The following is a 17361-nucleotide window of genomic DNA, read 5'->3' on the forward strand; positions in this document are numbered from 1 at the left end:
GGGTTAAGGAAACCTTTATGAGTCTGGCGCTGTTCCCGCTCAACACCGTGCTGTTCCCTGGCTGCACCCTCGACCTGCAATTGTTCGAGGCGCGCTACCTGGACATGATCAGCCGCTGCATGAAAAAGGGCGAAAGTTTCGGCGTGGTGTGCATCTTCGACGGCAAAGAGGTGGGCGCGGCCCCGGATGGCTACGCGCTGATCGGCTGTGAAGCGCTGATTCGCGACTTCAAACAGCAGGATAACGGCCTGCTGGGCATTCGTGTCGAGGGCGGGCGGCGCTTCCGTGTCCGCGATGCCGAGGTGCAGAAGGACCAGTTGCTGGTGGCCGAGGTGCAATGGCTGGAAGAGCGGCCGGACCACGCGCTGGAAGAGGCGGACGCCGACCTGCAGGCCTTGCTCCAGGCCCTGGCCGAACACCCGATGGTGGCCTCGCTGGACATGGGCGCCGATGCCGACGGCCAGCAGGCCCTGGGCAATCAATTGGCGTATTTGCTGCCGTTCACCGAGGCCGACAAGATCGACCTGCTGCAACTCGACGATCCGCAACAACGGCTGGATGCGATCCAGAGGCTGCTGGATGAACTGCAAGGTGAGCTGTTCACCTGATCTTCAGAATTGTCTGGTGCTGCTTTCAGACATTTCTGCGTTGCTCCCATCGCGCGGGCTGAAATAGTTTCCGATCACACAACCACTGATCAGGGGATGAACATGATTCGGCTAGCGCAATCGGAGCAGGCGGCCTGGGACGCTTTTTTTGTCAGCATTACCTCACAACTGCTCGCGCAGGATGCACAGCGCGGCCCGGAATACATCGCCGAGCGTGCCGCAGAAATTGCCGATGAAATGCTGCTGGAGCGGCGCGAACGTTGCGTTGAGCGCCGAACCGCGCCAATCGATTGGATCGGCCCGGCCAAGGGTCAGTAGGCATACCTGAGCAGGGCGTGCGAGGTGCCGCTGAAGGCGATGAAGCCGAGCACCGCCACCACGGCAGGCAATACCAGCCACCAGGCTTTCTGCGACATCGGCGGCAGCGGGCTGCGGTATTGGATTGCGCTCAGGCTCAATGCACACACGCTCATCGCCAGCAGCATTCCGGCGAGGATGTCGGTGGGCCAGTGGGCACCCAAGTAAACCCGCGACAACGCGATGAATGCCGCGGGGATGCAGCCCAGCAGCAGCCAGGTCAGGCGCAGGCGCGTGGGCTGTCCGCGCCCGGCCAATACCGCCAGCGCCAGGAAAAACGCGAATGCGCCGGAGGCGTGGCCGCTGGGCATGCTGAAGCTGGTCAGCGGGTCGGTGAGGATTTCCGGGCGACCGCGGGCAAAAAACAGCTTGGTGGCGGTATTGATCACCGCGGCCACGCCCAGCGTGATGCCGACAAACAGCGCGTGGCGCCATTGGCGTGCGAGTAACAACAGGCCGGTGAACAGGGCGCTGGCGACAAACATCTTCTTGAACTCGCCCAGTTGGGTGAGCCTCACCATGGTCTCGTCCAGCCAGGCGCTGCGATGCTCCTGCACCAGGGCGCTCAGCCCCTGGTCGAAGTCGTTGAGGTGCGGGTAGCCGATAAACAGGGCGATCAACAGGGTCAGGCTGGCGCAACCTATCCACCCTGTGACACGGCGATGGCCGCGCAGGCTGCTGTTCAAGCTCAGCCCCAGCAACACCGCCAGGCATGCCGCGACAATTCCCGCCTCGGGCCAGAACCCCGCCGGCAATGGCAGGCGGAAAGCCGCGCCGGTCGCCCAGCCCGGCAGCAGGTACGCGACTGTCCAGCCGGCCGCCGCGAGAATGCTGACCAGGGCAAAGCGTGGGAACGGCATGTCGCACATGCCAGCCACCATCGGCAGCATGGGGCGCAACGGGCCGATGAAACGTCCGACCAGCAGGCTGGCGATGCCGTACTTGTGGAAGTAGGTCTCGGCGCCGTTCATCCATTCAGGGTGATGCCGCAGGCCGGGCAGGCGCCGGATGTTCTGGTGGAAATGGCGTCCAAGGAAGTAGGACACCCCATCGCCCACCAGGCCGCCGAGAAAACCCAGCAGCAGGGTTTCACTCAGCGACAGCGCACCGTTGCCGGCCAGCACGGCAATGGCGAACAGCAGCACGGTGCCGGGCACGATCAAACCGGCAATGGCCAGGCATTCCACGCACGCCACGATAAACACCGCCGCCGCCAGCCATTGGGGGTTCAGGGTCAGCCAGCCGGTGATGCTATCGAGCCATTGGCCCATGATTCTTCACTCCCTCGTCACCGTTTCAAATCAAAAAATAGTCGCGGCCTTCGACCTGGCCCCGGCGCAGCGGGTTCCGCGTGCAATAAGGCGCATAGCCTGCATCGACGAAGCGGTACATCAAGTGTTCGTCCCGGCCGCCGGGAATGCCCAGGCGGGTGGTCTGGATAATGTGCGTCGGCACCTGGCCGACGTCTTCTACATAGAGCCGCTCCTGGTCGAAGCGCTTGGCATCCCACATCGGCACTTTCAGGCCCAGCGCCTTGCACAATAAGGTCTGGCCGGCGCAGAGCTTCTGCGAGGCGCGTGGCCTGCCATTGGCGTCCGGGTTGTTCAGCAGCATCTGCGCCAAACTGGCCGGGCCGGAGGTCTCATCGACCCAGGGATAGGCGGATTTGATCAATACTGCATTGCCCGGGCCCTGGGCGCTGAAGTTCAGCGAATCGCCGCCACGGGCGTAGTACATATAGATATGACCGCCATCCAGAAACAAAGCCTTACGCTTTTCTGTGTAGCCCAGTGAGGCATGGCTGCCTTTTTCGGCCACGAAATACGCTTCGGTTTCAATAATCCGCGCCGAAAGCCAGAGATCGCCGACCCGATGACGGATGATTTTGCCGAGCAATTCCCGCGCAAGCAGTTGCGCATCGCGGTCGAAGAAGCGGTCGGGCAGGGCGCTGGCAGGGAGTTGGGGGGTGAAACTCGACATGGCCTTCAGGGTTAATACGGCTAAATGTGACGGAATAATAACAACTCCCACCTTAATTACGGCTGAACCCCAGGTTTTTACAGTTCATTTCGACCATCCGCCCCTCACCGCTGTCAGTCGGGCGGCGTCACAGCTATAATCTGCCGCTTTCCTCTTTGCCAAGACTCCCTGACCATGACTGAGTCCGTTCTTGACTACATGACCCGCCTGGGTCGCGCTGCCCGTCAGGCCTCGCGGTTGATCGCCCGTGCGAGCACCGCGCAGAAAAACCGTGCCTTGCTGGCCGCCGCCGATGCTCTGGATGCTTCGCGCTCCGAGTTGACCGCCGCCAACGAACTGGACCTGGCCAACGGCCGCGCCAATGGCCTGGAACCGGCGTTGCTCGACCGCCTGGCGCTGACCCCGGCGCGTATCGACGACATGATCGAAGGCCTGCGTCAGGTGGCCAAGCTGCCTGACCCCATCGGTGAAATCCGCGATATGCGTTACCTGCCGTCCGGCATCCAGGTCGGCAAGATGCGCGTGCCCCTGGGCGTGATCGGCATCATCTATGAGTCGCGCCCGAACGTGACCATCGACGCCGCGAGCCTGTGCCTCAAGTCTGGCAACGCCACCATCCTGCGCGGCGGTTCCGAGGCGATCCACTCCAACCGTGCGATTGCTGCCTGCATCCAGCAGGGCCTGGCCGTGGCCGAATTGCCGGCCGAAGTGGTGCAAGTGGTGGAAACCACCGACCGCGCCGCCGTCGGCGCGCTGATCACCATGCCGGAATTCGTCGACGTGATCGTGCCGCGCGGTGGCAAGAGCCTGATCGAACGCGTCAGCCGTGATGCCAAGGTGCCAGTGATCAAGCACCTGGACGGCGTGTGCCACGTTTACATCGACATCGCCGCCGATATCGACAAGGCGATCCGCATCGCCGACAACGCCAAGACCCACCGTTACGCCCCGTGCAACACCATGGAAACCCTGCTGGTGCACGCCGGCATTGCCGATCGCGTGCTGCCGCCGCTGGCTGCCATCTACCGCGACAAGGGTGTGGAGCTGCGCGGTTGCGAGCGCACCCGTGCGCTGCTCGGCGCGGACGTGATCGAAGCCACCGAGCAAGACTGGTACACCGAGTACACGGCGCCGATCCTGTCGATCCGCATCGTCGACGACCTGGATCAGGCCATCGAGCACATCAACAAATACGGCTCCAAGCACACCGATGCCATTGTTACCGAGCATTTCAGCGATGCCCGGCGTTTCCTCACCGAAGTGGACTCCGCTTCGGTGATGGTCAACGCCTCGACGCGTTTTGCCGACGGCTTCGAGTATGGCCTGGGCGCGGAGATCGGTATCTCCACCGACAAGCTCCACGCACGCGGCCCGGTTGGCCTGGAAGGCCTGACCAGCGAGAAGTACGTAGTGTTCGGCGACGGGCATGTGCGCGCTTGATGGGTAAACGCATCGGGTTGCTCGGCGGCACCTTTGACCCCGTGCATATCGGCCATTTGCGCAGTGCCCTGGAAGTCGCGGATGCCCTCGCGCTGGATGAATTGCGCCTGACCCCCAATGCCCGGCCGCCGCACCGCGATACGCCGCAGGTGTCAGCGCAGCAGCGCCTGGAAATGGTGCGCCTTGCCGTAGCTGGCATACCGCCGCTGGTGGTGGACGACCGCGAGCTCAAGCGCGATAAACCGTCCTACACTGTCGACACCCTGGAACTGATGCGTGCCGAGTTGGCCGCGGACGACCAGTTGTTTCTGCTTTTGGGCTGGGACGCATTTTGCGGCCTGCCCTCTTGGCATCGCTGGGAGGAACTCCTCCAGCATTGCCACATCCTGGTTTTGCAACGCCCGGATGCCGACAGCGAACCGCCGGATGCCTTGCGCAACCTGCTGGCCGCGCGGTCGGTAAGTGACCCCTTGGCCCTGACCGGGCCGAACGGGAATATTGCATTCGTCTGGCAGACCCCGCTTGCGGTGTCCGCCACCCAGATCCGTCAACTGCTGGCCAGCGGGAAGTCGGTACGTTTCCTGGTGCCTGACGCGGTCCTGGCCTACATCGATGCGCACGGGCTTTACCGTGCGTCGAACTGAAAAGGCGCGCTTGAACGCACGAACAGTCGTGCAGCGAGCGCCCGAACATACGAGCAAAACGAGTTTTATATGACGAACAAAGACGTAAGCAAAGTTAAGCGCAAAGGCACCTTCAAGAGCGCGCCACTGCCGGTTGAAGCCCACGTTGGCCCGGAACTGGCTGGCGAAGAACTGGTGAAAGTCGCCGTGGCGGCCCTGGAAGACGTCAAGGCCCAGGACATCCAGGTGCTGGACGTGCGCGACAAGCAGAGCATCACCGACTTCATGATCATCGCCACCGGTACCTCCAACCGCCAGATCGGCGCGATGCTCGACAAAGTGCGCGAAGCCGTCAAAGCCCAGGGCGTGAAGCCGCTGGGTGAAGAAGGCAAGGGCGACAGCGACTGGGTGCTGCTGGACATGGACGACGTGATCGTTCACATGATGACCTCCAACGCCCGTCAGTTCTACGACCTGGAGCGTCTGTGGAAAGGCGCCGAACAGAGCCGTGCGGCTGATGGCAAGCACCACAGCCCGGAAGTGGGTCACGCGCACTTCGACAAGCTCAACAAAGACCAGGAATAAGGAACGGCTGTGCGCCTGCGTCTGATCGCTGTCGGTTCACGCATGCCCAAGTGGGTGGAAGAAGGCTGGCATGAATATGCCAAGCGTCTGCCCGCCGAGCTGTCGCTTGAGCTGGTGGAAATTCCGCTCAATACCCGGGGCAAGAACGCCGACGTGGCGCGCTTTATCCGTCAGGAAGGCGAAGCCATGCTGGCCAAGGTCGGTCCCAACGAGCGCATCGTCACCCTCGAAGTCCACGGCAAACCCTGGAGCACCGAGCAATTGGCGGTGGAACTGGATCGCTGGCGCCTGGACTCGCGCACCGTCAACTTCATGGTCGGCGGCCCCGAGGGGCTGGCGCCGGAAGTCTGCGCGCGGGCGGACCAACGCTGGTCGCTGTCGGCGCTGACGTTGCCGCACCCGTTGGTAAGGATCCTGATCGGTGAACAGCTGTATCGCGCCTGGACAGTTCTGTCCGGGCACCCTTACCACAAATAGTCTGCGCCCCTCCCGATGACTCAGCCGATCCGCATCAAGGACCACGAGAAAGACGCACGTCTGGTGCGCTCGCGCGTGGTTTTTGGCGCGATCATGGTAGTGACGTTGATCGGGGTGTTGATCGCGCGCCTGTATTTCCTGCAGGTGATCCAGTACGACTATCACTCCACTCTGTCGGAAAATAACCGGGTGCATGTGCAGCCGATTCCGCCGACCCGTGGCCTGATTTTCGACCGCAACGGCGTGGTGGTCGCGGATAACCGGCCCAGCTTCAGCCTGAGCATGACCCGCGAACGCTCCGGCGACTGGCAGCAGGTCCTCGATGTGATCGTCGACGTGCTGCAACTGACCCCGGAAGACCGGGCGATCTTCGAAAAGCGCATGAAACAGGGGCGTCGGCCGTTCGAGCCGGTGCCGATCCTGTTCGAGCTGACCGAAGAGCAGATCGCCCGGATCGCGGTGAACCAGTTCCGCCTGCCGGGCGTGGAAGTGGTGGCGCAGTTGGTGCGGCATTACCCGCAAGGGCCGCACTTCGCGCACTCCGTCGGTTATATGGGGCGGATCAACGAGAAAGAGCTGAAAAGCCTCGATCCGGTCAATTACAGCGGCACCCACCATATCGGCAAGACCGGCATCGAGCGTTTCTACGAGCCCGAGCTGCACGGCCAGGTGGGTTACGAAGAGGTCGAGACCAACGCCCGCGGCCGTGTGTTGCGGGTGCTCAAGCGTACCGATCCGGTGCCGGGCAAGGACATTGTGCTGAGCCTGGACATCAAGTTGCAGGAAGCGGCCGAGATGGCCTTGGGCGGGCGACGTGGCGCGGTGGTGGCGCTGGACCCGAGTACCGGCGAAGTCCTGGCCATGGTCAGCCAGCCCAGTTTCGACCCCAACCTGTTCGTGACCGGGATCAGCTTCAAGGCCTACGCCGAGCTGCGCGATTCCATCGACCGGCCGCTGTTCAACCGGGTGTTGCGCGGCCTGTATCCGCCGGGTTCGACGATCAAGCCGGCGGTAGCGATTGCCGGCCTGGACGCGGGCGTGGTCACGGCGTCGAGTCGCGTGTTCGACCCCGGCTACTACATGCTGCCTAATTACGATCACAAATACCGTAACTGGAACCGCACCGGTGACGGCTATGTCGACCTGGACACCGCGATCATGCGGTCCAACGACACCTATTTTTACGACCTAGCCCACAAGCTGGGGATCGATCGCCTGTCGGCCTACATGGGCAAGTTCGGGTTGGGTCAGAAAGTCTCCCTGGACATGTTCGAAGAATCCCCAGGCCTGATGCCGTCGCGCGAATGGAAGCGTGCCACCCGCCGCCAGGCGTGGTTCCCCGGCGAGACTCTGATCCTGGGCATCGGCCAGGGCTATATGCAGGCGACACCGCTGCAACTGGCCCAGGCCACGGCGTTGGTGGCCAACAAAGGCATCTGGAACCGTCCGCACCTGGCCCGCACCATCGAAGGCGAAAAGCCGGTGGATGAAAACCCGATCCCGGACATTGTGCTGCGTGACCCGTCGGACTGGACCAAGGTCAACCACGGCATGCAGCAGGTGATGCACGGCGCCCGGGGCACGGCGCGCAAGGCGGCGATCGGCGCGCAATATCGCATTGCCGGCAAGAGCGGTACGGCCCAGGTGGTCGCGATCAAGCAAGGCGAAAAATATGACCGTTCCAAAGTCCAGGAGCGCCACCGCGACCACGCCCTGTTTGTCGGCTTCGCTCCGGCGGACGACCCGAAGATCGTGGTCGCCGTGATGGTCGAGAACGGCGAGTCCGGTTCGGGCGTCGCCGCGCCGGTGGTCCGTCAAGTGATGGATGCCTGGCTGTTGACCGACGACGGCAAGCTCAAGCCCGAATATGGCGGCCCCCCTTCAAGCACCGAGGTTACGGCCAGTGAAGAGTAATTTTGACCGCATCCTCTCCAGTGAGGATGTGATGCGTCGCCGCGCGACATTGCTGCAGCGCATGCACATTGATGGCCCGTTGTTGATCCTGCTGCTGACCCTGGCCGCCGGCAGTCTGTTCGTGCTGTATTCGGCCAGCGGCAAGAACTGGGACCTGCTGATCAAGCAAGCGTCGTCGTTCGGCCTGGGCCTGTTGTCGATGGTGGTGATCGCCCAGCTGGAGCCGCGTTTCATGGCGCGGTGGGTGCCGCTGGGGTACGTCGCTGGCGTGTTGTTGCTGGTGGTGGTGGACGTGATGGGCCACAACGCCATGGGCGCGACCCGCTGGATCAACATTCCGGGGGTGATTCGCTTCCAGCCGTCGGAATTCATGAAGATCCTGATGCCGGCGACCATCGCCTGGTACCTGTCCAAGCGCACCTTGCCGCCGCAACTCAAGCATGTGGGGATCAGCCTGATCCTGATCGGCGTGCCGTTCATCCTCATCGTGCGCCAGCCGGACCTCGGTACATCGCTGCTGATCCTGGCGGGCGGTGCGTTCGTGCTGTTCATGGGTGGCTTGCGCTGGCGCTGGATTCTCAGCGTGCTCGCCGCTGCCGTGCCGGTGGCCGTGGCCATGTGGTTCTTCTTTATGCATGACTACCAGAAGCAGCGGATTCTCACGTTCCTCGACCCGGAGAGCGACCCGCTGGGCACCGGCTGGAACATCATCCAGTCGAAGGCGGCCATCGGTTCCGGCGGTGTCTTTGGCAAGGGCTGGCTGATGGGTACCCAGTCGCACCTGGACTTTTTGCCCGAGAGCCACACCGACTTCATTATTGCGGTGATGGGCGAAGAGTTCGGCCTGGTGGGTATTTGCGCGTTGCTGCTGATCTATTTACTGTTGATTGGGCGTGGCCTGGTGATCACCGCGCAGGCGCAGACGTTGTTCGGCAAATTGCTGGCGGGCTCGTTGACCATGACTTTTTTTGTTTACGTTTTCGTCAACATCGGTATGGTCAGTGGCCTCTTGCCGGTGGTTGGGGTGCCGTTGCCGTTCATTAGCTACGGCGGAACTTCGCTGGTGACATTGATGTCAGCGTTTGGGGTTTTGATGTCGATTCACACGCATCGCAAATGGATCGCACAGGTTTGAATAAGGTGAAGATGTCAATGCAAGTATTGCGCGGCTGGGCGACTCGGCATGCGTCCTGGATGAGCCTGATCGGGCTGCTGGGCGCCATGCACGAAGCGCAGGCCGGTGACTACGATGGCTCACCTCAGGTCGCCGAATTCGTCGGTGAGATGACCCGTGACTATGGCTTCGCCGGTGAACAGCTGATGGGCGTGTTCCGCGAGGCCCAGCGCAAGCAGGCGATCCTCGATGCCATCTCCCGCCCGGCCGAGCGCGTGAAGCAGTGGAAGGACTATCGCCCGATGTTCCTGACCGACGCCCGCGTGGCCCGGGGCGTGGACTTCTGGCGCCAGCACGAAGCCGCGTTGGCTCGCGCCGAGCAGGAGTACGGCGTGCCTGCCCAGGTGATTGTCGCGATCATTGGCATTGAAACCTTCTACGGGCGCAACACCGGCAGTTACCGGGTGATCGATGCCTTGTCGACCTTGAGCTTCGATTACCCGCCCCGCGCTGAATTCTTCCGTAAGGAACTGCGTGAATTCCTGCTGCTGGCCCGCGAAGAGCAGGTCGACCCGCTGACCCTCAAAGGCTCCTACGCCGGTGCGATGGGTTTGCCGCAGTTCATGCCGAGCAGTTTTCGCGCCTACGCGGTGGATTTTGACGGCGACGGCCATATCAATATCTGGAGCAACCCGGACGATGCCATCGGCAGCGTGGCCAGCTACTTCAAGCGCCATGGCTGGGTGAGCGGCGAACCGGTCGTCAGCCGTGCCGACGTGAGCGGCGAGCGCGCCGATGAAGGCCTGACCCAGGGCATCGAGCCGGCCAAGACGGTCGGGGAGTTGCGGGCGCTGGGCTGGTCAAGTCATGATGCGCTGCGCGATGATATGCCGGTCACGGCTTTCCGCCTGGAAGGCGAAAACGGCCCTGAATACTGGATGGGCCTGAAGAATTTCTACGCAATCACGCGTTATAACCGCAGTGTGATGTACGCCATGGCCGTGCATCAACTGTCTGACATGCTGGTCCAAGCACGGGGCAACAAGTAATGCGGGCATCGCCGTTGAAAAAACCGCTCAAGCTGGTGGCGTTTGCCGCGTTGTCCTTGCTGGTTGTCAGTTGCTCCACCAGTCGCGCGCCGACGCAAAAGTCCGGCGGCACCGCTATTCGTTCCCAGCCGGGGCTGGACATCAACCGCGCGCATAAAGACGGTGCGCCGTGGTGGGACGTCGACGTGTCGAAAATCCCGGATGCCACGCCGACCCTGCACACAGGCCCGTACAAGGCCAACCCCTATACCGTGCTGGGCAAGAGCTACTTTCCGCTGCAGGACTCCAAGACCTACGTGCAGTCGGGCACGGCGTCGTGGTACGGGACCAAGTTCCATGGCCAGAACACCGCCAATGGCGAGGTCTACGACCTGTACGGCATGAGCGCGGCCCACAAGACCCTGCCGCTGCCCAGCTATGTGCGAGTGACCAACCTGGACAACAACCGCACGGTGATCCTGCGGGTCAACGATCGCGGGCCGTTCTATTCGGACCGGATCATCGACTTGTCCTACGCCGCCGCGAAGAAACTCGGTTATGCCGAAACCGGCACCGCGCGGGTCAAGGTCGAAGGGATCGACCCCGCGCAATACTGGGCCCAGCGTGGCAAACCGGCGCCGTTGATGCTCAACGAACCGCAAGCCGCGCAACCGCAAGTCACAGCCTCGACCGGCAAGATCGAGCAGTGGACGCCACCCGCGCAACAGCACGCGCCCGACACGGTCGTGGTGCCTCGCGCCGCACCGGGTGCTTCGGCTGCCGGTGGGCAATACCTGCAGGTGGGCGCTTTCGCCAACCCGGATGCGGCAGAGCTGTTAAGGTCCAAGCTGAGCAGTATGGTCAATGCGCCGGTCTTCATCAGTTCCATCGTGCGTAATCAACAGACCCTGCACCGTGTGCGTATGGGCCCGATCGGTTCGCCGAGCGAGGTCGCGCAAGTGCAGAACAGCGTGCGCCTGGCCAACCTGGGGCAACCCAGCGTGGTCAGCGCCGAATAAACCGTAAAGGATTGATGGTTCAGGTCCGTGCGCGGGCCTGGGCCCTGGTTGTTGGCTCGTTGAACAATAAAACCCAGGGGCAAGGGGTGAGCAGGCAACCGAACACGCGACAGACCGGTAACGGGCTGTCTGAATAAGTTTTGCCCGCGAGGGCAAGTTTCCATACGTAATTTCGAGAGACGGATGAACATCATCACCTTAGCCAAACGCACGTGCCTGCTTATCTCGCTGATCATCACCCCGGCCGCCTGGGCGGTTGAAATGGTGCCGGCTTCACCGCAACTGGCCGCCAAGGCCTGGGTCCTCATGGATGCCGCCAGTGGCAACGTGCTGGTGGAAAACAACGGTGACCAGCGCCTGCCGCCCGCCAGCTTGACCAAGCTGATGACAGCCTATATCGCGACCCTGGAAATCCGTCGCGGCCAGATCGGCGAAAACGACCCGGTGACCGTCAGCGAAAACGCCTGGCGCACCGGTGGTTCGCGGATGTTCATCAAGGTCGGCTCGCAGGTGACGGTCAGCGACCTGCTGCACGGCATCATCATCCAGTCCGGTAACGACGCCAGCGTCGCCCTGTCCGAGCACATCGCTGGCAGCGAAGACGCGTTCGCCGACATGATGAACAAAACCGTGGCCGACCTGGGCATGACCAACAGCCACTTCATGAACCCGACCGGTCTGCCGAACCCAGAGCACTACTCGTCGGCTCACGACATGGCGATCCTGGCGCGCGCGATCATTCGTGTCGACCCGGTCCACTACGCGATCTACTCCCAGAAGGAATTCTTCTGGAACAACATCAAGCAGCCTAACCGCAACCTGTTGCTGTGGCGCGACAAGACCGTCGACGGTCTGAAAACCGGCCACACCGAAGAAGCCGGCTACTGCATGGTGTCGTCCGCCGTGCGTGATGGCCAGCGCCTGATCGCCGTGGTCTTCGGCACCAACAGCGAGCAGGCCCGTGCGGCCGAGACGCAAAAACTGCTGACCTACGGCTTCCGCTTCTTCGAAACCCAGACCTTCTATCAGAAGGGTGCTGAACTGGCGACCGCGCCGGTATGGAAAGGCGCGACCTCGCAAGTCAAGGCCGGCCTGGCTGAAGACCTGACCCTGACCATGCCTAAAGGCCAGTTGAAAAAGCTCGCGGCCAGCATGACCATGAACCCGCACCTGGTTGCGCCAATCGCCAAGGGCGACGTGATCGGCAAGGTCGAAGTGAAGCTGGACGATAAAGTGGTACACAGTGCCGACCTGATCGCCCTGGATGCCGTCGACGAGGGTGGTATCTTCCGCCGCGTGTGGGATAGCATCCGCCTGTTCTTCTACAGCTTGTTCAACTGATAAGTGTGCACCTGCAAAGCCCCGTGTTGATCCGACGCGGGGCTTTGCCCGTCGCCACGGCTTACGCTTACGAGGCCGTTACGCCATGACCGATAAAGAAGTAAAGGCGCCAAAGATCGAATTCCCGGTGACGGATTATCCCGTCAAGGTGATCAGCGATACCGGTGTGGGCAACAAGGACAAGATTCTCGACATCGTGCGTAAACACGCGACGATCAACGACAACCGTGTGGATGAGCGTTCGAGCACCAACGGTAAGTACACCACGATCCAGTTGCACATCGTTGCGACCGGTCAAGACCAGCTTTACGACATCAACAGCGAACTGCGGGCCACCGGCTTCGTACATATGGTGCTGTGATGCCACAGGTCCTGGGCTTTCGCGAGCTCGGCCGGATGGACTACGAGCCCGTCTGGCACGCGATGCAGCGCTTCACCAACGAGCGCGGCACCTCGGCACCCGATGAGATCTGGCTGGTGGAACACCCGCCGGTGTTCACCCAGGGCCAGGCCGGCAAGGCCGAGCATCTGCTACTTCCGGGTGATATTCCGGTGGTGCAGGTCGACCGAGGGGGTCAAGTGACTTACCATGGGCCCGGTCAACTGGTGGCATATCTGCTGCTGGATGTGCGCAAGCTGGGGTTTGGCGTGCGCGACCTGGTGAACCGTATGGAGGCTTGCCTGATCGAGCTGTTGGCCAGTTACGGCGTGAGCGCCGTGGCCAAGCCCGATGCACCCGGTGTGTATGTGGATGGTGCGAAAATCGCTTCCCTGGGGCTGCGCATTCGCCACGGTTGTTCGTTTCATGGTCTGGCGTTGAACGTGGACATGGACCTGGCGCCGTTCCGGCGCATCAACCCGTGCGGTTATGCCGGGTTGGCGATGACCCAGTTGAGCGACCACGCCACACCGATTAAATTTGCCGAGGTAAGTGCCCGGCTGCGTGCGCAGCTCGTCAAACACCTCGACTATGCTGAGCAGACGACCCTTACGGGCGGAATCGACTGATTATGACTACTGATGCAGTGCAAACCATGATCCCGACGCTGGACGTCACCGAACGTCCGGCCCAGGCCCCGCGTGCCAAGGTGGAAGCCGGCGTCAAGCTGCGCGGCGCCGAGAAGGTTGCACGCATCCCGGTCAAGATCATCCCGACCACCGAACTGCCGAAAAAACCTGACTGGATTCGCGTGCGTATCCCGGTCTCGCCGGAAGTCGACCGTATCAAGGCGTTGCTGCGCAAGCACAAGCTGCACAGCGTGTGCGAAGAAGCGTCCTGCCCGAACCTGGGCGAATGCTTCTCCGGCGGCACTGCCACGTTCATGATCATGGGTGACATCTGCACCCGTCGTTGCCCGTTCTGCGACGTCGGCCACGGCCGGCCGAAGCCGCTGGACGTCAACGAGCCGGAAAGCCTGGCCATCGCCATCGCCGACCTGAAACTCAAGTACGTGGTGATCACTTCTGTCGACCGCGACGACCTGCGTGACGGCGGTGCCCAGCACTTTGCCGACTGCATCCGCGAAATCCGCAAGCTGTCGCCGGACGTGATGCTCGAAACCCTGGTGCCGGACTACCGTGGCCGCATGGACGTCGCGCTGGAAATCACCGCCGCCGAGCCGCCGGATGTGTTCAACCACAACCTGGAAACCGTGCCACGCCTGTACAAGGCGGCGCGTCCAGGTTCGGACTACCAGTGGTCGCTGACCCTGCTGCAGAAATTCAAGCAGATGATGCCGCACATCCCGACCAAGTCCGGCCTGATGCTCGGCCTGGGCGAAACCGACGAGGAAGTGATCGAAGTCATGCAGCGCATGCGTGAGCACGACATCGACATGCTGACCCTCGGCCAATACCTGCAACCATCGCGCAGCCACTTGCCGGTACAGCGTTTCGTTCACCCGGACACCTTCGCCTGGTTCGCCGAGGAAGGTTACAAGATGGGCTTCAAGAACGTCGCGTCGGGCCCGCTGGTACGTTCCTCGTACCACGCCGATGAGCAGGCCAAGCTGGTCAAGGCTAGCCTGATTTCGTAATACAGATCTGCGCAACACCGCAGATCCAATGTGGGAGGGGGCTTGCCCCCGATGGCAGTGTGTCAGTCGCTACAGGTACTGGCTGATTCAGCGCTATCGGGGGCAAGCCCCCTCCCACATTTCGTTCCGCGTCATATAGGGAGAATCAGGGATGACCAGTCGACTAGCCGCCGCCGTACCTGCATTGCGTTCTGAAGCCACCATCGGCCTGATCGCACCCGCCGGCCCTGCCGCGCTGGACGTGGAAAAAGCCGGGCAGTGGATGCGCGCCCGTGGCTATGAGCTACGCATCTTCCCCGGAGTATATGAACGCGACGGCTACCTGGCCGGCAGCGATGACGTGCGCTTGCGCGACCTGCACGCCGCCTTCGCCAACCCTGATATCGATGCGATCTTCTGCCTGCGCGGCGGCTACGGCACGCCCCGCCTGCTGGACCGCCTGGACTTCGACCTGCTGCGCGCCAACCCCAAGCCTTTCGTGGGTTACAGTGATATCACTGCGTTGCACCTGGCAATCAACCGCTATGCCGGTTTTGTGACCTTCCACGGCCCGATGCTGAATGCCGACCTGCTCGGCGACAAGCAGCCACCCACCGAGTCGTCGTTGTTCAACATGCTGCGTGGCCAGGTAGGTGCAGGCAGCGTGCTGGCGCACCCGGTGGCCTACCCATTGACCACGATCGAGCCCGGTATCGCCTGTGGGCGCTTGCTCGGCGGCAACCTATCGATGATCGCGGCCATGATGGGGACGTCCTACGAAATCGATGCCGAGGGCATCATCCTGTTTATCGAAGACGTCAATGAGCCGATCTACCGCATCGACCGCTTGCTGACGCATCTGCGCCTGACCGGCAAGCTGGCTCAGGTAGCGGGTGTGTTGGTGGGGGACGTGGCGGGGGTGGATAGCACCGCGCTGGAGCGGCTGCTGAAGCAGACCTTCGAACCGCTGTGCATTCCGGTGCTGTCTGGCTGGCGCAGTGGGCATTGCGATCCGAACGTGACGCTGCCGATGGGCGCGCGTGTGCGGTTGGATGCGGGGGAGCAGCGGCTGGTGCTGGAACAGGATGTGGTGTTCAACCGCTGAATCTGTCGTCTGCTAAACCGCTATCGGGAGCAAGCTCCCTCCCACATTTTGACCGCATTTCAAAGGATGTACGCGGTCAAAATGTGGGAGGGGGCTTGCCCCCGATAGCGGTAGTCGCCATAAGCCGATCTAACGGTTCTGCAACGACTCCAGCAACTTCACCGTCGGATAACCATCCGCCGGCCAGCCCAGTGACTGTTGCGCCGCACGGATCGCCTTGCGCGTGTTGGCGCCGATAATCCCGTCCGGGTTGCCCGCGTCATAGCCATTGCTGCTGAGTACGGTCTGCAGGTCAATGCGCTGGGAACGACTCAGCGGCAGTTCATCTTTCGGCCAATCGCCACGAATCACACCACTTCCGCCGAACCGTTCCGACAGCAGGCCCACGGCCAGTGCGTAGGACGACGAGTTGTTGTACTTGAGGATTGCGCGGAAGTTATCCAGCACCAGGAACGCCGGGCCACGGTAACCCGCTGGCAGCAGCAGGGCGGCGGAGAGTTGGTCGACGTTAGGCGGCATGCTCGCTCCCGGTGGCAGCTGGATACCCAGCTTCAGCCAGTCGGCGACGGTCTTGCGCACGCCACCGTCGGCCAGGGTGTAATCGAAGTTGGCCGGCAGTTGTTTGACTTCGAAACCCCACGGCTGGCCTTTCTGCCAGCCGGAGCTTTGCAGGTAATGCGCGGTGGAGGCGAGGGCGTCGGCCGGGCTGTTCCAGATATCGCGGCGACCGTCGCCGTCGAAGTCCACGGCGTGGGTGTTGTAGGTGGTCGGGATGAACTGGGTCTGGCCCATGGCGCCGGCCCACGAACCGCGCATCTGGTCGGCCTGGATATCGCCGTGCTGGATGATTTGCAGCGCCGCGAGCAATTGCGCCTGGGCAAAGGCCGGGCGCCGGCCTTCGTAGGCCAGGGTCGCGAGGGAACGGATCACCGAGTTATTGCCCTGGAACTGACCGAAGTTACTTTCCATGCCCCACACCGAGACCAGCGCCTGGCGGTCGACGCCATAACGTTGCTCGATGCTTTGCAGGATGTCGGCGTACTTGACCAATAGTGCTTGGCCATTACGCACGCGTACTGGCGACAGGGCGCCGTCGAGGTATTCCCACACCGGGCGGGAAAATTCCGGTTGGCTGCGGTCGGCACGGATCACCGCCATGTCCGGGGTGACGTTGGCGAAGGCGATATCAAACACGGCTGGGGTAATGCCGGCCTTCAAGGCTTGCGCACGGAAACCGGCCTGCCATTCGGCAAAGGTCTGGGTGGGCTGGATGTCCAGGTTATCCACAGCCAGCGGGGCCACGACAGCGGGCGCTACGACCGGTGCGGTCGAGAGTGTCGGCAAGGGTTGAGCATCTGCGGCGGTAGGTTTTTCCGCGCAGGCGACAAGCAGAATGAGGCTGGAGGCAGCGATCAATTGGCGAAGGTGCCAACGACGGGAAAGACTAGAGGGCATGCACAGGTCCAGGGATTACAAATCAAGTGCTGACCTTATCATGCCGGAGGGGCGCTTGCCTTCAGGCGGCCAGAAAGTAAGAAGCCTCCCAGCTATTAGACTGGAAGGCTTCGCGGCGGTAGCTGCCTTTGCCCTTGCCGGCGCGTTCCTGACGGCTGCGGAACAGTGGCTGGGCGATGATGGATTTGGCCTTGTTGGGGCCATGCTTAGATGGCTTTTTGCTCATGGTCGTTACTCTCTTCAGGTGGGATGCAGCGGTGCAAATCATCTGCCGAAGTCTGGCCGCTGTAAAGCCCGGCA

19 protein-coding genes are annotated in these 17361 nt (G+C 62.2%); 15 read left to right on the forward strand and 4 right to left on the reverse strand.

The features are described 5' to 3' along the window. The first annotated feature begins 17 nt into the window (after positions 1 to 17). A complete protein-coding gene (locus ACP7E3_RS21220; protein ID WP_017848351.1) occupies positions 18 to 608 on the forward strand; it encodes an LON peptidase substrate-binding domain-containing protein in 591 nt (196 codons plus the stop codon). Positions 609 to 710: 102 nt separating this feature from the next. Then, the gene (locus tag ACP7E3_RS21225; protein WP_026140195.1) at positions 711 to 926 is read left to right on the forward strand and encodes a hypothetical protein; all 216 of its coding nucleotides are present in this window, start codon (positions 711 to 713) and stop codon (positions 924 to 926) included. Here the strand turns inward: ACP7E3_RS21225 and ACP7E3_RS21230 are convergent. Next, entirely contained in the window at positions 920 to 2236 is a 1317-nt protein-coding gene (locus tag ACP7E3_RS21230) for a bifunctional DedA family/phosphatase PAP2 family protein (RefSeq protein ID WP_128191679.1), read from the reverse strand. The two genes, ACP7E3_RS21225 and ACP7E3_RS21230, sit on opposite strands and share 7 nt — an antisense overlap. A gap of 25 nt (positions 2237 to 2261) precedes the next feature. Continuing rightward, positions 2262 to 2945 (reverse strand): DNA-3-methyladenine glycosylase, encoded by a 684-nt coding sequence (locus ACP7E3_RS21235; protein ID WP_426124266.1) that lies wholly within the window; start codon positions 2943 to 2945, stop codon positions 2262 to 2264. A gap of 174 nt (positions 2946 to 3119) precedes the next feature. Between ACP7E3_RS21235 and ACP7E3_RS21240 the strand changes: the two genes are divergently transcribed. The 13 genes from ACP7E3_RS21240 (at position 3120) to ACP7E3_RS21300 (ending at position 15606) form a co-directional block, all read left to right on the forward strand. After that, positions 3120 to 4385, forward strand: coding sequence for a glutamate-5-semialdehyde dehydrogenase (locus ACP7E3_RS21240; RefSeq protein ID WP_046381926.1), 1266 nt, complete (start codon positions 3120 to 3122; stop codon positions 4383 to 4385). Continuing rightward, positions 4385 to 5029 (forward strand): nicotinate-nucleotide adenylyltransferase, encoded by a 645-nt coding sequence (gene nadD, locus ACP7E3_RS21245; protein WP_017848346.1) that lies wholly within the window; start codon positions 4385 to 4387, stop codon positions 5027 to 5029. The genes ACP7E3_RS21240 and nadD overlap by 1 nt, the downstream gene beginning before the upstream one ends. Positions 5030 to 5098: 69 nt before the next feature. Continuing rightward, the gene (rsfS, locus tag ACP7E3_RS21250) at positions 5099 to 5593 is read left to right on the forward strand and encodes a ribosome silencing factor (protein ID WP_003176298.1); all 495 of its coding nucleotides are present in this window, start codon (positions 5099 to 5101) and stop codon (positions 5591 to 5593) included. A 9-nt stretch (positions 5594 to 5602) separates the two neighbouring features. Then, a complete protein-coding gene (rlmH, locus tag ACP7E3_RS21255; RefSeq protein WP_003176297.1) occupies positions 5603 to 6070 on the forward strand; it encodes a 23S rRNA (pseudouridine(1915)-N(3))-methyltransferase RlmH in 468 nt (155 codons plus the stop codon). 15 nt (positions 6071 to 6085) lie between these two features. Next, positions 6086 to 7984 (forward strand): penicillin-binding protein 2, encoded by a 1899-nt coding sequence (gene mrdA, locus ACP7E3_RS21260; RefSeq protein WP_046381927.1) that lies wholly within the window; start codon positions 6086 to 6088, stop codon positions 7982 to 7984. A 31-nt stretch (positions 7985 to 8015) separates the two neighbouring features. Then, on the forward strand, positions 8016 to 9119 hold the full coding sequence (rodA, locus tag ACP7E3_RS21265) for a rod shape-determining protein RodA (protein ID WP_017848344.1): 1104 nt from the start codon (positions 8016 to 8018) through the stop codon (positions 9117 to 9119). A gap of 17 nt (positions 9120 to 9136) precedes the next feature. Beyond that, positions 9137 to 10147: a lytic murein transglycosylase B gene (gene mltB, locus ACP7E3_RS21270; protein ID WP_046381928.1), complete on the forward strand. Its 1011-nt coding sequence runs from the start codon at positions 9137 to 9139 to the stop codon at positions 10145 to 10147. Further along, positions 10147 to 11145: a septal ring lytic transglycosylase RlpA family protein gene (locus ACP7E3_RS21275; protein WP_017848342.1), complete on the forward strand. Its 999-nt coding sequence runs from the start codon at positions 10147 to 10149 to the stop codon at positions 11143 to 11145. Before mltB ends, ACP7E3_RS21275 begins: the two co-directional genes overlap by 1 nt. A 183-nt stretch (positions 11146 to 11328) precedes the next feature. Further along, positions 11329 to 12486 carry a D-alanyl-D-alanine carboxypeptidase family protein gene (locus ACP7E3_RS21280; RefSeq protein ID WP_046381929.1) on the forward strand — a complete coding sequence of 386 codons (1158 nt, stop codon included), beginning with the start codon at positions 11329 to 11331 and terminating at the stop codon, positions 12484 to 12486. An 85-nt stretch (positions 12487 to 12571) separates the two neighbouring features. Then, the gene (locus ACP7E3_RS21285) at positions 12572 to 12847 is read left to right on the forward strand and encodes a DUF493 domain-containing protein (protein ID WP_017848340.1); all 276 of its coding nucleotides are present in this window, start codon (positions 12572 to 12574) and stop codon (positions 12845 to 12847) included. Then, positions 12847 to 13494: a lipoyl(octanoyl) transferase LipB gene (gene lipB, locus ACP7E3_RS21290; RefSeq protein WP_046381930.1), complete on the forward strand. Its 648-nt coding sequence runs from the start codon at positions 12847 to 12849 to the stop codon at positions 13492 to 13494. The genes ACP7E3_RS21285 and lipB overlap by 1 nt, the downstream gene beginning before the upstream one ends. Before the next feature lie 26 nt (positions 13495 to 13520). Beyond that, the gene (gene lipA, locus ACP7E3_RS21295) at positions 13521 to 14522 is read left to right on the forward strand and encodes a lipoyl synthase (protein ID WP_162231495.1); all 1002 of its coding nucleotides are present in this window, start codon (positions 13521 to 13523) and stop codon (positions 14520 to 14522) included. 151 nt (positions 14523 to 14673) lie between these two features. Further along, complete coding sequence (locus ACP7E3_RS21300; protein ID WP_017848337.1) at positions 14674 to 15606, forward strand: S66 peptidase family protein; 933 nt, start codon at positions 14674 to 14676, stop codon at positions 15604 to 15606. Between the two features lie 129 nt (positions 15607 to 15735). Here the strand turns inward: ACP7E3_RS21300 and ACP7E3_RS21305 are convergent, their stop codons facing one another. Together ACP7E3_RS21305 and arfA are read right to left on the reverse strand one after the other, a co-directional pair. Then, entirely contained in the window at positions 15736 to 17061 is a 1326-nt protein-coding gene (locus ACP7E3_RS21305; RefSeq protein ID WP_046381931.1) for a lytic murein transglycosylase, read from the reverse strand. 61 nt (positions 17062 to 17122) lie between these two features. Continuing rightward, a complete protein-coding gene (arfA, locus tag ACP7E3_RS21310; protein WP_003176285.1) occupies positions 17123 to 17287 on the reverse strand; it encodes an alternative ribosome rescue factor ArfA in 165 nt (54 codons plus the stop codon). Positions 17288 to 17361: the final 74 nt, after the last annotated feature.

Source organism: Pseudomonas sp. PSPC2-3 (assembly GCF_049898265.1).
Taxonomy (GTDB): Bacteria; Pseudomonadota; Gammaproteobacteria; order Pseudomonadales; family Pseudomonadaceae; genus Aquipseudomonas; species Aquipseudomonas veronii.